This is a genomic window from Dyadobacter frigoris, from assembly GCF_005280585.1.
In the GTDB taxonomy this organism is placed as follows: domain Bacteria; phylum Bacteroidota; class Bacteroidia; order Cytophagales; family Spirosomataceae; genus Dyadobacter; species Dyadobacter frigoris.
This window is the reverse complement of sequence record NZ_SZVO01000006.1, coordinates 370,634-384,377: the sequence shown is the minus strand read 5'-3', so window position 1 is coordinate 384,377 and position 13,744 is coordinate 370,634. Positions and strand designations below refer to the sequence as shown.

Sequence of the window (13,744 nt, the reverse complement as noted above, 5' to 3'; positions counted from 1 at the left end):
TGTTAATGAGCAAATTAAAAACTGGCGGAAATTTTTACCTGATACGTGCGAGGAATCGGTACGTTTCCAAAATCCACACCACGCAATAAATCACTGTTACCACCAGCATTTGTTTCAGGATCATAACCATCGTATTTATCCCATGAAATCAGGTTGCGGCCAGAAAGTGCAATGTTGATGTTTTTCACATTTTTCATAATGTTTGGCAGAGAATATGAAATGTTGATCTCGCGAAGTTTCACGAAAGAAGCATTGTCAACCCGCCATTCTTCTGTGTTGTAAATTGAATAAACATAACCGCGTGGCAAGGTTCCTTTCAATTCTTTTTCAGAATAATCGCCGATACCAACACCCTGACGCGTACGACGGTCAGCATTAAATACCTGCATTCCTTGTACAGCATCCAGAAGGAAACGGAAACCGATGCGTTTGTAAGTGAAATTATTTACAAATGAGCCAGTCCATTTCGGGTTAGGATTTCCGATGATTTTTCTAACGGTAGTATTGGTGGTAAACTGTCCGTCAGTACCATTAGGCGATGGAGTATAAGCCAAAGGATCCGTTGCAGACTGAACACCTTTTTGAGATTGTGGCAAGCCATCTTTTGTTAATTTTTGATTTCCGTTTTCATCACGGGCAAAAAATGTTCCGTAAAATACGCTGGCAGCCTGTCCTTCAATGAGGTAAGAAGGTGCACCGGAAACTGTGTTTTGCAGAATCAATGGACTTCCCAGTTTGATAATCTTATTACGGTTTTGACTGTAAATAACACTAACATCCCAGGTGAAATCTTTCGTCTGTATTGGAGTGTAACTCAAACTTACTTCATAACCCTTATTCTGCATTTGACCCACGTTGTCAATCGCACTTGTACCACCGCTGGTAGCAGCCAAAACACGGTTTACAACAAGATCTGTAATTTTTTGCTTGTAAGCTGTAACACCCAAAGTCAGTTTGTTATTCAGGAAAGTAAGGTCAACACCACCTTCATTTTCTGTCATAAATTCAGGTCTTACATTCTGATTTGCCAAAGTGCCACTTGGCAAGATTGTGTTTTGACCCAGGAAAGGTACGGAGTTGAACTGCCAGAAGCGGTCATAACTTCCAATACCGGTCATGTTACCTGATTTACCCCATGAATAACGAATTTTTGCTGTATTAACAACTTTTCCAAGACCTCCTTTTGACCAGAAATCAAGGTCAGATGGAATAAAACTTGCGCTGAATTTAGGATACGTCTGATGCGATTGCGAAGAAGAGAATTTAGAAGAACGGTCGCTACGCACGGCACCTGTTATAAATGCCAGGTTTTTATAACCAAAAGTAGCTTGTCCGAAAACCCCGAATAAGTCAAATTGGTCCAAAGTATAATTGGCTTTTACAGTTGTACTTGCAGCACCGCTTACAGTTTGAATAAAAGGTGCAAGATTTTGTCCGCTGGCAGCTGAAATATCCGTTTTGCTATTCTGGTAACTTGTTCCGGCAACAACATTTAATTTGAAATCAGGCGTCAGATCACGTTCGTATGAAATATTGATATCATTGTTATACTGGAAAGTTGTGCTGTTCACATTGGCAGCGAAACCTTTTGGATAACGTTCCGCAGGAAGTCCGGAAATTGTAGCATAAGGATATGGCGGAATCAGGTTTTTTCCTAATTGTGAAAATGCATCGATACCGAAAATCCAGTCGATATTTAATCCTTTTAAAGGAGTTAAATTTAATTGCACATCGTTTACGGTACGGTTAACAGCCTGTGTAAATTTCATATCTTCCACAACAGTAAGCGGATTCACACGCGTTGGTTCCACAGCCTGCAAATTACCATTCGCATCACGTTTTGTGATGTCGTAAATATTGTTGGTAATGTTGATCGAGTTGATCGGGCTATAAAAAACGTTTCCGTTTGGTTTTTCATTGGAAAAACTATTGTTGTAAGTAATCCCTGTTGAAAGTTTCGCCCAGCTTGCCAGTCTTTGTTCCAGACGAACACGAAGTCCATACCGTTGAAAGTCAGTTCCCTGCACAATTCCCTGGTTTTTCATATAAGAAAGAGAAGCATAATATTGCGTTCTCTCATTTCCACCGCTGATTGAAAGCGCGTTATCTGTACCAACGCCCGTTCTGAAAATCTCATCCTGATAGTCGTAACGCTGCACATCTACTTCATTGGTAGCAAGATTTGCCGTTACCCCATCACGGATAATTGGCGTTGTCGTTGTTCCAGGATTTGCTGCGATCTGTGCCGCTGTTAATCCTGTAATCGTTCCAAGACGTAAGCTTGAATACCCAAATTGTTTTCCATACGTGCTGATCTTTAATTTTTTACGAAGCTCGTTTACACTCACGCTTGTAGAGAAATTGATTTGAGGAGCACCGTTTTTTCCACGTTTTGTTGTGATCAAAACAACACCGTTGGAAGCGCGTGAACCATATTGAGCTGCCGCAGCTGCGCCGTTAATAATGTTCATTGACTCAATATCAGCCGGGTTGATATCCGCCATCCGGTTTGTTCCGACAATTGCCGAACCAACCTGATCAGACAACGCATATTGCGAAACGTTGACCGAAGTATTGCTCAAAATAACACCGTCAATTACATACAAAGGATCCGAATTTCCCTGCAAAGATTTGATACCGCGCAGACGGATCGTCATCCCACCCGAAGGATCTCCGGAGTTTTGGGTAATCTGCGCACCGGGAACTTTACCTTGTAATGCAGAAAATAAATTGGCAGAACCGGAATTTACCAGCTCTTTTGAACTGATGGAATTAATTGAATTTCCCAATTGTCTCCGGGTTGATTTAATCGTTGAACCAGTCACCACGACTTCATCCAAAACGGCCACGGATTCTTTGATCGTCACATCAACTACCAGTGATGTTTGTGAGCCTAATGTCAGATTCTGGCTAAGCGATGCATATCCAATAGACGAGAAATCCAGGGAATAATTTCCGGGTTTCAAATCCGCATTTAACGTATACGTGCCTTCGGCATCCGTGACACTGCCAACATTACTTCCTTTGATAAGAACCGAAACGCCAGGAATACCTTGTCCGTTGTCGTCCTTCACTTTGCCTTTGATGGCGTAGGACTGTGCCATGGCTTGTATAGACACAAGCATCACCACCGCTAATACAGTCACCGACCGCAGGTAGTGTATAAATAAATAGACCTTTTTTCTCATAAATGATTTTTTAAGGAGATGTTACAAAAGCTCAGAAAAACGCATTGATATCGACAAATATCCGCATATGAATTTCAAATATCAATAGAGCGGTAAAAGTTTTTATAAATAAAATATCTTAAAAATGCCGTAGATTATTTTTTATAAATACTTTTATCAAAAATATTAAATCGCTTTTCGGAATATCCGTAGAATAATTTTAGATATACTTATGATTCAGCCTGCAACCTCCATGATGAAAAAAGAAAGACAGATGCTCATCATGAAGCAGATAAATCTGCACAACCGTGCATTGTCTTCGGATTTAAGTGTTTTGCTGAATGTTTCGGAAGATACCATTCGTCGTGATTTGAATGAGCTGTCCGAAGCCGGGAAACTTGTTAAAGTACATGGTGGTGCATTGTCCAAATCATACCAGTTCAATTATTCTACAACCAAGGCTTATGCTGCTTCTGCAAAACAGGCAATAGCACAAAAAGCGGTGTCATTGATCAAAAACGATATGTTTGTAGTCATTGGAGGAGGGACGACAGTCAGCGAGCTGATCCACCAGATTCCTATGGATATTTCGGCTACTTTTTTTACGGTGAGTTTATTAACGGCTTTGCAGCTTTGTGATCACGCCAATGCGACCGTTATTTTTGTAGGAGGAACCATCGCAAAAACTTCTCAGATTAGTTCCGGAGGTGAAGTGATCAGTCGCCTTGCTGATATTCATGCAGATTTATGCATTTTAGGAGCAAACGGAATCAGTTTCAATGAAGGGATTACAGAAACTGACATGGAAACCGTACAGGTTAAACGTGCCATGATGAAGGCGTCAAAGCAAACAGCAATCCTGACGATTTCAGAAAAATTGGATACTGTGCAGCGTTTGAGAGTTTGTGATCTGGAAGAAGTCAATTATCTGGTTACAGAATTGGAAGCTGGAAGTGCGGATCTTAAAGCTTACAGGCGAGAGAATTTGGTGATTTTATAATTGAATCTGTGTGAGGATTTTCAATCGCGATTTTGGTTGAAAAATAAAGAAGTTGTAGAAATTCATATGCCACCCTTTCGGGGTTTGGGTTTGTCGATGTTATGGCTTTTCTATAACAATGTCATCCCTTCGGGATTGTACGAAAAACCGTGTTCTCAAAGTTTTGATAAGTAAATCAAAGGGATGGAATTATTGAAAAAAATGAATTATGGAAAGCCTGAGCTCCGGATAGGTGACATATTTTCCAGAGCAAATTTCTTTCAAATCCATTACTTTAATACATCTAAAATCTTCTAATGTCTAAAATCCCGAAGGGATGACATTATTATAGAAAAAATGGATCGTGTAAGATCTTAGACCCTGAAAGGGTGACATAATTTTTCATGATCACTTTCTCTCAAATTTGTTACCTTATTTCAATCCCAAATATTCTGTATTAAATAATCCCGAAGGGATGGCATTATTATAGAAAAAATGGGTTGTGTAAGATCTTAGACCCTGAAAGGGAGACATAATTTTTCATGACCACTTTCTCTCAAATTTGTTACTTTATTTCAATCCCAAATGCTCTGTATTAAATAATCCCGAAGGGATGGCATTATTATAGAAAAAATGGGTTGTGTAAGATTTTAAACCCTGAAAGGGTGACATATCCTTCACGACTCATTTTCTTTTGAAAATAAAATTAAGGCAATGCAAAAGCCACGTAACTATCTCCCTTTTTTGTCCCAAGTTTCGTCCCGCCACAAGCAACAACAATGTACTGTTTTCCATTTACTTCATATGTACTTGGTGTAGCAAAACCTGCCGCAGGTAGTTCAGTTTGCCATAATAATTCCCCTGTTTTTTTATCAAAAGCTCTAAACATTCCATCCTTTGTGGCAGCGATAAATAACAATCCACCGGCCGTTATAACCGGTCCTCCATAATTTTCCGTTCCGGTTGGAGCGATGCCTTTTGCAGTCAATTCCTTAAATTCTCCCAACGTTTTTTGCCAGACATGTTTTCCGGTATTTAAGTCAATAGCCGTTAAAGTTCCCCACGGAGGACTGATGGCAGGATATCCTTTGCTATCCAGGAATTTGTTGTAACCATTAAATTTATATGGTACAAAAGGACCTTTTTTATCTTTGGATTCCGAAGCAACTTCCACTTTTTCGTCACCAAATAAAAATGCAATAAGAGCTTGTTTTTCAGTTCCGGTAATACTTGTAAAACCAGGCATCATCCCTTTTCCGCTTGTGATAAGTTTGGATACATAATCACGTTCGCGCCTTTGTCCGATATCAATCAGAGAAGGATATCCGCTTCTTGGATTTCCCTTGCGCTCCGGACTATGACAAACAGCGCAATTCAAGGTATAAACCCGTTGTCCTGGACTTAAATTTGATAACTCATCATCTTTTGGTGTATTGGACAAGCTCGCAATCCAAGGCATTTCATTGGCGTTTACATACATAATGCCATCAGGATCCACAGCGGCACCTCCCCATTCTGCACCACCGTCGAAGCCTGGCAAAATGATTGTGGGCGTTTTCCCAAAGGGGTGAAACATGCCTTTATTTGCTTTACGATAAACGGTTAACAGAGAATCATGATCAACCGAATGCGGGTTAATGTCAGATTCTGTAAAAGTCGTACGTGCATAAGGTTTTGGCAGCGTAGGAACCGGTTGTGTAGGCCATGATTTTTCTTCAGGAATATCACTTTTTGGCACGGCGATCTCGTTTATCGGATAAACGGGTTTTCCTGTAACTCTGTCAAAAACATATACAAATCCTGCTTTTGTTACTTGAGCAACGGCGTCAATCGTTTTTCCATCTTTTTTAATCGTAATCAAATTAGGGGGTGCAGGAATATCACGATCCCAGATATCGTGATGGACCAATTGAAAATGCCAGATTCTTTTGCCGGTTCTTGCATTCAGCGCTAATAAACTGTTGGCAAAAAGATTTTGTCCCGCACGGTTTCCTCCGTAAAAATCAAAACCTGCCGAACCTGTCGGGACAAATAAAATGCCTCGTTTTTTATCAACCGCCATACCGGCCCAATTATTTGCGGCACCAACTTCTGTGTTTTTATAAACATCTTTCGGCCAGGTGTTATAGCCAAATTCGCCAGGATGCGGAATCGTGTGGAAAACCCAGGCTAGTTCACCAGTTCTCACATTAAATGCCTGGATATTTCCGGGAGCTGCATCCGGACCTTCCGAGAGTCTAAGCGGCATCATGATCAGATCTTCGAATAGTGTTCCGGGTGTGTTTGAAATGACAAATTTATCTTTCGCGGTTTCTCCTAATCCCTTTTTCAGGCTCACTCTGCCATCTTCTCCAAATGATTTAATCGGTTTTCCGGAATTGGCATCCAGCGCGTAAAGCCAGGAATCGTAAGCATACAAAATCCTGGATTCGCTTCCGCTTGTCCAGTAGGTTACACCGCGATTCGTATTAAGTCCGCCGCCTTTTCCCGCTGCAAATTTCCATTTTTCTTTTCCTGTCGCAGCATCCAGTGCGAAGACCTGATTTGTCGCAGTTACACCATATAACGTTCCATTTACGATGATGGGATTACATTGCACCTGCCCGGAATCCAATGAATGATATTCCCAGGCTTTGGTTATCTGGCCGACGTTGGAGGTATTTATTTGTGTTAAAGCAGAATAATGATTTCGGTCGGAGCCGCCGAGATATTCTGGCCAATCAACGTCGGAGGACTTCTTTTTGCCATTATTTGTAAGTCGTGCCGACACAAGTAAAACGGCCATTAAAACAATGGCGGGTAAAAATATTTTTTTCATTAACGGGTTCAGGTGATTTTAGAAATATTGATTTGTTCAATACCGTTTTTAGTAAAAAGTGAAGTTAATTGTTTTGATTGGATAATGTTGAAATTCAAATAAATTATTGGGTTGTGTGGGTTTTGGTTGATAATGAAATTAATATTTTGTGGCGTTTTTAATAGAAATATGTCAAATTAAACAGGAGGCTCCTAACGGAGCCAAATCAGGAATCTTTCGTTTTTTTCTATAAACAGGATGCTCTAACGAGCGGTGGTTGGTTGAAATGGGACGTTTTTGTCAATAAATAAATGTGAATTTCATAATGACGAAAGTATGATTATCATGCGCTGTTGAAATCAAAATATTTCTCAATTATTAACAGGAGGCTCCTAATGGAGCCAAATCAGGAATCTTTCGTTTTTTTCTATAAACAGGATGCTCTAACGAGCGGTGGTTGGTTGAAATGGGACGTTTTTGTTAATAAATAAATTATGAATTTCATAATGACGGAAGTATGATTATCATGCGCTGTTGAAATCAAAATATTTCTCAATTATTAACAGGAGGCTCCTAATGAAGCCAAATCAGGAATCTTTCGTTTTTTTCTATAAACAGGATGCTCTAACGAGCGGTGGTTGGTTGAAATGGGAAGTTTGTATCAATAAATAAATGTGAATTTCATAATGACGAAAGTATGATTATCATGCGCTGTTGAAATCAAAATATTTCTCAATTAGTAACAGGAGGCTCCTAACGGAGCCAAATCAGGAATCTTTCGTTTTTTTTCTATAAACAGGATGCTCTAACGAGCGGTGGTTGGTTGAAATGGGAAGTTTGTATCAATAAATAAATGTGAATTTCATAATGACGAAAGTATGATTATGATGCGCTGTTGAAATCAAAATATTTCTCAATTAGTAACAGGAGGCTCCTAATGGAGTCAAATCAGGAATCTTTCGTTTTTTTTCTATAAACAGGATGCTCTAACGAGTGGTGGTTGGTTGAAATGAGAGGTTTTTACCAACTAAGAAATTGTGATTTTCTATTAAAATGAAAAGGGTGATAAATTAGCAGGGACCTTGCGTTATTATCAACACAGCGTGGTGCCCTGTTTATAGCAAAAAAATTTCTCATTCGATATCCTGACTCCGTAGGAGTCGCCTGATTATTAAGCGGCACCTAACGGAGCAGAACTGGCGTTGGGGAAATTTTTCTATAAACAGGATGCTCTAGCGAGCTGTGGTTGGTAGAAATTTAGATATATTTCAACAAACAAATCATTATTTTCAATATCAAAAATGTAATAAACAGATCAAAACCCTGCTTTATCAATCACCACAGCGTGGTGTCCTGTTTATAGCAAATGGATACCTTGCTCGTTATCCTGACTCCGTTAGGAGTCTCCTGGAATTTTGAAAATGGTTCTTTATTTGACAAGAAACGTTCCGGATTTTGAAGAATTTTCATGGAGGTGAAATTGCTCTGATTTAACCCAAATACAACATTTAACTCACAATCCGATAACATTCAAAACGGTACTTTGTAAGTCATTGAAAACCGTCAATCCTGTTGTAACTGATCAAATTATTGAAATGAAAAGAAGAGATTTTTTTAGAAATTCCTCCCTTACCGTCGCAGCAGGTTCGTTGTTTTCTCCATTGGATCTGTTTGGTAATAACAACAAGATTATAAAAGGAAGTGGCACAATTGCCAAAAATATAATTTTCATGGTTAGTGACGGTATGAGCACCGGGACACTCAATATGGCCAGCCTTTTGTTGCAACGGAAAGAAGGAAGGCAAAGCCACTGGATGCAGTTATATCTGGATAATAAGGCAAAACGTGCCTTTATGGACACCGCTTCTGCGAACTCATTTGTTACCGATTCCGCTGCGGCGAGTTCTGCCTGGGGCGGGGGAGTTCGCGTCAATAATGGTTCCCTGAATGCGAATCCGGATGGAAGTTATAACAAACCGATTTTGCAAAAATTTAAAGAAGCTGGAAAATCCGTAGGTTGTGTAACTTCGGTTCCAATAACACATGCGACGCCGGCCGGTTTTTGTATTAACAACAAATCAAGAGGAGATCAGAATGATATTGCGTTACAATATCTGCCTTTGAAATTTGATGTGATGATGGGTGGCGGACAGGATTATTTTGATCCAGCCAAGAGAAAAGACAAAGATAATGTATACAAAAAATTCGATGAAGCGGGTTATGTGACGGTCAAAACAAAAAAAGAATTATTCAATCTTTCTGCCTCGGAAACAAAGCCTTTGTTAGGCGTTTTTGCGGATAATGCTTTGCCATTTTCTGTTGATCATCAGCATGATTCAACATTAATAGAGCAGATTCCTACCTTGGCTGAAATGACAAAAGTTGCCATTGATAAATTAAAGAAAAACAAAAAAGGCTTTGTGATACAGGTTGAAGGAGGAAAAGTGGATTGGGCTGCCCATTCCAATGATTCCGCCGGATTGCTTTATGACCAGATTGCTTTTGACGATGCAATAAAAGTAGCTATCGATTTTGCTGAACATGATAAGGAAACGCTTGTCATTATCACAACAGATCACGGAAATGCAAATCCGGGTTTATTTTCGGGCTCAATGACCGAGAAAAATTTCGATTACATGCATCATTTCAAACATAGTAATGATTGGGTTTTAAATGGCATTAATAAGAATTCCACTTCATCACAAATCATTGAGCGACTGGAAGAGGCGCAGGGTTATGCGATCAAAAAGGCGGAGGCGGAAAGTTTGCTGGCACATTATACAACTTTGAACGAAGAAGGATTATATAATCCTAAAAAACTGCCGTTCAAAGAACTTGGTCAGATCCAATCAGCCTACACTTCTATTGGTTGGGCAGGTATGGATCATTCGGCTGATTACGTGGAACTGGCAATGTTTGGGCCGGGAAGTGAAATGCTGAAACCATTCGTAAAAAACACGGATCTGCATAATTTTATGCTTGATGCAACCGATGTAAGAAAGCAAAGCTGATCAAATACTTAAAAGAATTTTGACCGTCCGAAACCGTACAAAAGTGTACGATTTCGGACGGTTTTATTTTGGTATAAATCGTAAGTGTTTGATATTCAATAATAAAAATTTGTGGCAAGGCTTTTTCAAAACGAATTAAACAAAAGAGAATTAGAATCACCGGTAAATGTCTTTATTCTTGTGAATCAAAATCTCAAATCATAATTTATAATGATCAAATTAGAAAAAATTTCCAAGCACTATCCGGCAGGTTTTGGCAAAACATACGTGTTGCGTCACATTGATTTGAATATTAAGGAAGGCGAGTTTGTCTCCATTATGGGCCCGTCAGGTTCGGGGAAATCAACTTTGCTGCATATTTTGGGATTGCTTGAAGAGCCTTCGGAAGGTGAATATCTTTTCCTTGACGAACCGGTTCAAAAACTGACTGAAAAAAAACGTACAGAATTACACCGTCATCATATTGGTTTCGTATTTCAGGCTTATCATTTAATTGATGAACTGACGGTTTATGAAAACATAGAAACGCCGTTGCTTTACAAAGGTGTTTCCGGATCGGAAAGAAAAAGCCGCGTGGCCGAATTGCTTGACCGCTTCAATATGGTTGCAAAAAAAGATCTTTTTCCACACCAGCTTTCCGGCGGACAGCAGCAATTGGTCGGAGTAGCCCGTGCTATTGTGCATAATCCAAAAGTGATTTTTGCGGATGAACCAACCGGAAATCTGCATTCTGAACAGGCGGTGGAAATTATGGAATTATTTCAAAAACTTAATCAGGAAGATAAAGTAACGATTGTGCAGGTAACCCACTCGGAGGCTAACGCTACGTATGGAAACCGTGTAATCAGGCTGAAAGATGGCTGGCTGGCCTAATTCATTACTTATCCTCTATAATTTATCTATTAGCCATGAAACGTTTATTACTACTTTTTTGTCTGTTTCCATTCTTTGTCCAGGCGCAAAAAACGCTAAGTCTTGCGGATTGCGTTGAACTTTTGTCCAGAAATAACCTGGTATACCGTGCAGGGAATCTTCAGGCAGAAGTGGCGCAGGCAAATTTACGGCAGACAAAATCGTTGATTTTGCCGCAAATCAGTGTTGGAGCCAATCACAGCTTAAATCTTGGACGTAGTATTGATCAATATACCAATGCGTATATTGATGAGCTTTACAACTATAATTCCATCGGTGCCAACTTTCAGATGAATATATTCCAGGGATTTAAAATCCAGAATCAGATACGTCAAAGCCAGGTATTGAAGGAATCTGCGGATGAAAACAGAAAGGCGGTTTTAAATGCGCAAACGATTTTGCTTTTACAGGGATATGTAAATGTTTTGGCGACAAAATCTTTGTACGAATCTTATGTTCAGCAGGTTGAGTCTTCCAAACAGCAGGTTGACCGGGTTGAAAAACAATTGAATGCCGGAGTTGCTGCTCAAAGTACACTTTATGAAATCAAAGCTACCCTTGCCAATGACAGGTTTGATATGGTGACGGCTTTAAATAATTATAAAACGGCAAGATTAGCTTTGTTTCAAAGAATGAATCTTGATCCGGACGATTCGGTTATTTTTGAACCGTTAAGTCCGATTGAATGGCCGGCTGATGCAAAAGATGTACAGGCAGTTTATGAAGATGCGTTGAAACAATTTCCCGAAATTAAAAGCGCTGAGCTGACCCGTAAAAGTTATTACTATCTGGTGAAATCGATTAAGGCAAACAATTATCCTTCACTTGTTTTGGGTGCCAATATCAGTGCGTTTTACGCGTCAACCAATACTAATCTGGATTATTTCAAACAGCTGAATGCAACACGAAACGGTTCTTTAAGTCTTGGATTAAACATTCCGATTATGGGTCGCTGGGTAACACGTCCACGTGTTGAACTTGCAAAAGTTCAGGAGCGCCAGGCGCAAAATCAATTTGATATTGCAAAGCAATTATTGCGTCAATCGGTTGAATTGGCCGTTTTGGACGTCAATAGTACGGCGGATCGTTTTGGTGCGGCGCAAGGTCAGGTAGAATCACTGACTGCAAGTTTTACAGTAGTGGAAAGTAAATTAAATGCCGGAACCGCCAATATTTTTGAATATGCCTTATCAAAAGCAAATCTTGGAAAATCACAAGCCAATGCGATTCAGGCAAAATATGAATATATGATGAAACAAAGATTACTTCAATTTTACCGCCAGGGAAACTGGACAGGGATATATTAAGAAAGATATTGACGTAGGACAAAAGCTTATGGCCAGTGCCAAAAGCCGGAAGTTTCTTAGTTAGTTAGGTTGGTAATACTTAGAGGCCGCATTCAGTGCAGGCCTCTTTTTTTATATTTTATGTTAAAATAATTTAAATTATGATAAATATTATATTGGTTACATATTCTTCATTATATTGGCTTTGAAATCAACTACTCATAGTCATGAAAAAAACTCTTCTTATTGGTTTGACAGCTTTTATCGGTTTTGTCATGCCCGTCAAAGCGCAACTCCAAAAAGGCACGAAGTACGTTGCCGCAACAATTAATTTTAATGGTAGTCATTTGGCGATTGACAATTTGTCAAGTCCTGGCGATACTAAGTATAATACATTCAACTTGAATCCCTCTTTTCAGTTTGGGAAATTTGTGAGTGAAAATAAAATGATTGGAATCGGTATTGGCACGAACCTGATCTTTCAAAAAGTGAAAGATACCTATTCTGGCCAGGAATCTGAGTACATGAACAATAGTTTACGTTATAATATATCGCCTTATATCAGGCATTATAAATCGCTTAGCCCGAAATGGGCAGTATTCCTGAATTCATCGGTGGTTTTGTCTTACATACACTTCAAGAGTACGTATAATGGCGAACCGAGAAAGACAGATGGTTATTCGGCTGGTTTACAATTGACACCAGGTATTTCTTATTGGATCACTCCAAGATTTGCATTGGAAACGGATTTGAATTTTTTGTCACTGGCAGCAGGCTATCAACAATATCCAACATCGAAAAGCTTATATTTCAATTCAGCGGTGACGACAAATCTCACCAGTTATTTTTCTGTAAGAGCGTCCTGGTATCTTCAAAAAAACTAAAATCAGATCATGAAAAATATATATTACTTGATAGTGATACTCATTTTGGCAGTTTCCGAAATGGCACAAGCGCAATGGGAAGGCCAGAAATTTATTTCAGGGTCCGCATCTCTGATGTTTAGCAACAGTAATCCTGATTTACAAAAATCTTCGAATAATTACGGTTATAGTTTTAATGTCGGACTGGGAAAATTCAAAACCAGTACCCGAGCTTCCGGTTGGAATCTTAACACATCACTTTCCGGCAGCAAACAAAATTTTACCACTTACAATAATGGCGTACCCACGAATAATGAGAAAAATGGCATTAATGGTTTGGGAGTTGGTGTAGGACATTTTTGGCAGTTTTACAAACACTTTAATGACAAAGTCGGGATTTTCGTGGGGCCGGATGTTAGTTTTCGATATGATAATTCCAGTCAATATTCAAATTCAGGCGATGGAGTTTCTTTGATAAAAACTAAGACAGATGTCGTTTCGCTTTCTGCTGGTTTGAGTGCTGGGTTATATTACAAATTGTCCGATAAATGGTGGATAACAGGTAATATAGCTGTATCCAATTTTGTGAATACCAATTACACGATCTTGAAGTCAGGTCTGGATAATCGTGATTATGATGTTAGTCAAAAAACATTTAATTATGAATTTTCTCCATCCTTCCAGTTTCCGAGTGTTGGTTTTGGTGTTCGCTATTTTTTGTAAAACAAT

Annotated in this window: 8 protein-coding genes; 6 read left to right on the top strand and 2 right to left on the bottom strand. The window is 39.3% G+C overall.

Annotation, left to right across the window (positions count from 1 at the left end):
* Window positions 1–14: 14 nt before the first annotated feature.
* The gene (locus FDK13_RS15095) at window positions 15–3,188 is read right to left on the bottom strand and encodes a SusC/RagA family TonB-linked outer membrane protein (RefSeq protein ID WP_137340832.1); all 3,174 of its coding nucleotides are present in this window, start codon (window positions 3,186–3,188) and stop codon (window positions 15–17) included.
* 232 nt (window positions 3,189–3,420) lie between these two features.
* Between FDK13_RS15095 and FDK13_RS15090 the strand changes: the two genes are divergently transcribed.
* Window positions 3,421–4,167: a DeoR/GlpR family DNA-binding transcription regulator gene (locus FDK13_RS15090; protein WP_137340831.1), complete on the top strand. Its 747-nt coding sequence runs from the start codon at window positions 3,421–3,423 to the stop codon at window positions 4,165–4,167.
* Between the two features lie 685 nt (window positions 4,168–4,852).
* On the opposite strand, the gene FDK13_RS15085 is transcribed toward FDK13_RS15090, so the two are convergent.
* Window positions 4,853–6,964 carry an outer membrane protein assembly factor BamB family protein gene (locus tag FDK13_RS15085; protein WP_137340830.1) on the bottom strand — a complete coding sequence of 704 codons (2,112 nt, stop codon included), beginning with the start codon at window positions 6,962–6,964 and terminating at the stop codon, window positions 4,853–4,855.
* Window positions 6,965–8,538: 1,574 nt separating this feature from the next.
* Between FDK13_RS15085 and FDK13_RS15080 the strand changes: the two genes are divergently transcribed.
* The 5 genes from FDK13_RS15080 to FDK13_RS15060 all read left to right on the top strand — a co-directional run bounded on the left by FDK13_RS15080 (window position 8,539) and on the right by FDK13_RS15060 (window position 13,738).
* On the top strand, window positions 8,539–9,954 hold the full coding sequence (locus tag FDK13_RS15080) for an alkaline phosphatase (RefSeq protein WP_137340829.1): 1,416 nt from the start codon (window positions 8,539–8,541) through the stop codon (window positions 9,952–9,954).
* Window positions 9,955–10,164: 210 nt separating this feature from the next.
* Window positions 10,165–10,827, top strand: coding sequence for an ABC transporter ATP-binding protein (locus FDK13_RS15075; protein ID WP_137340828.1), 663 nt, complete (start codon window positions 10,165–10,167; stop codon window positions 10,825–10,827).
* Window positions 10,828–10,862: 35 nt separating this feature from the next.
* Complete coding sequence (locus FDK13_RS15070; protein WP_137340827.1) at window positions 10,863–12,173, top strand: TolC family protein; 1,311 nt, start codon at window positions 10,863–10,865, stop codon at window positions 12,171–12,173.
* A 206-nt stretch (window positions 12,174–12,379) separates the two neighbouring features.
* On the top strand, window positions 12,380–13,036 hold the full coding sequence (locus tag FDK13_RS15065; RefSeq protein ID WP_137340826.1) for a hypothetical protein: 657 nt from the start codon (window positions 12,380–12,382) through the stop codon (window positions 13,034–13,036).
* Between the two features lie 9 nt (window positions 13,037–13,045).
* Complete coding sequence (locus tag FDK13_RS15060; RefSeq protein WP_137340825.1) at window positions 13,046–13,738, top strand: outer membrane beta-barrel protein; 693 nt, start codon at window positions 13,046–13,048, stop codon at window positions 13,736–13,738.
* Window positions 13,739–13,744 lie beyond the last annotated feature (6 nt).

What these genes read in the sequence shown, in the direction of transcription:
- FDK13_RS15095 (WP_137340832.1), bottom strand. Translation starts at nt 3,188, where the DNA reads ATGAGAAAAAAGGTCTATTTATTTATACACTACCTGCGGTCGGTGACT.
- FDK13_RS15090 (WP_137340831.1), top strand. Translation starts at nt 3,421, where the DNA reads ATGATGAAAAAAGAAAGACAGATGCTCATCATGAAGCAGATAAATCTG.
- FDK13_RS15085 (WP_137340830.1), bottom strand. Translation starts at nt 6,964, where the DNA reads ATGAAAAAAATATTTTTACCCGCCATTGTTTTAATGGCCGTTTTACTT.
- FDK13_RS15080 (WP_137340829.1), top strand. Translation starts at nt 8,539, where the DNA reads ATGAAAAGAAGAGATTTTTTTAGAAATTCCTCCCTTACCGTCGCAGCA.
- FDK13_RS15075 (WP_137340828.1), top strand. Translation starts at nt 10,165, where the DNA reads ATGATCAAATTAGAAAAAATTTCCAAGCACTATCCGGCAGGTTTTGGC.
- FDK13_RS15070 (WP_137340827.1), top strand. Translation starts at nt 10,863, where the DNA reads ATGAAACGTTTATTACTACTTTTTTGTCTGTTTCCATTCTTTGTCCAG.
- FDK13_RS15065 (WP_137340826.1), top strand. Translation starts at nt 12,380, where the DNA reads ATGAAAAAAACTCTTCTTATTGGTTTGACAGCTTTTATCGGTTTTGTC.
- FDK13_RS15060 (WP_137340825.1), top strand. Translation starts at nt 13,046, where the DNA reads ATGAAAAATATATATTACTTGATAGTGATACTCATTTTGGCAGTTTCC.